Here is a 1,150-nt window from a genome sequence, read left to right as displayed (position 1 = left end):
ATGGAAATTTGCCTCCAGAATTTTGTATGCTGCTGATGTTATTTCGCGAACCAATAATTGTTACCCGGTACTCATCACGTCTTTCAAATGCACGCCCGATTCGTTCGTGATCGAATACTTCAAGGAGATATTTGATGCCTGCCGGAAACCTTATCTGATCCTTCAACTCGATGAACATGATTCGGCAGTTGGTTATGAAACGCGAATTGAAGCAGCCATCCGGGCCTTCAGGAATCACCGTAAAAGACAAGAGTCCGGGCCTGAAAAAAGAATCACCGGAGAGAAAAAAAAGATGGTGGAAGCGCCTTCAGTGGAAAATCAGTCCTGGCCCGAATACATCGGAACGCTTGTCAGCGAGGCTTCCCAAACACTCCGGACGCATGCCATTGATTTCAGTAAATTCAGTAAGCTCGTTCAGCAGATTGAACCGGAGGATAACCAACTATCGGGTTCCATATTCGCCGGTTCAAAGAACCTGAAAAACAAAACGCTCCTGTTGCCCTCGTGGGACCCGTATGTTGCGCCTTTGCTGGAGGCCGTACTGCAAAACAGCGGCATCGATGCCCATGTGGCAAACAGCACTGATGAGTCAATAAAGCGTAGCCTGAGCATGAATACCGGCCAATGTTTGCCTTTGAGTATCATCGTCAGGAATGCCATAGACTATATGGAGTCGAACCAGTTGAATCCGGCCGATACCGCCCTTTGGGTCACGAAATCCACTCTTTCATGCAACCTCAGCATGTTCCCGCACTTCATGAAAAAATTGCTCGACAACTATGGTAAAGGAATGGAACAGGCGTCGGTCTATCTGGGCGATGTGGTTTTCTACGATTTTTCATTGCCCACGGCTATCAATGCCTATCTGGCTTATATGTTCGGCGGCTTTGTGCGCAAAATCGGCTGCAACATCCGTCCGTATGAAAAGGTCAGGGGAACGACAGATGAAATGACCGACCAGGCCTTGTCTATGCTGAATGATGCCTTCCGGCAGGGTAAACCGAAAGAACCGGTTCTCGAAAAAATTATGAAAGGTTTTGAATCTATTGATATTGAACGGACAAATCGTCCGAAAGTGCCATCTTCGGTGATTTGTACGTGCGCGACAACGACCTGATGAACCAGAATCTGATCAGCATGGTGGAAGATA

1 protein-coding gene is annotated in these 1,150 nt (G+C 47.5%); it reads left to right on the top strand.

What is annotated here, in order from left to right:
- Window positions 1-1,117: hypothetical protein (locus Q8M88_RS02005; protein WP_305594562.1), on the top strand; the 1,117-nt coding region annotated here is incomplete at its 5' end.
- Window positions 1,118-1,150 lie beyond the last annotated feature (33 nt).

This window comes from Phenylobacterium sp. (genome assembly GCF_030693805.1).
Lineage (GTDB): Bacteria > Pseudomonadota > Alphaproteobacteria > Caulobacterales > Caulobacteraceae > Phenylobacterium.
This window is presented reverse-complemented; position numbering and strand designations above follow the sequence as displayed.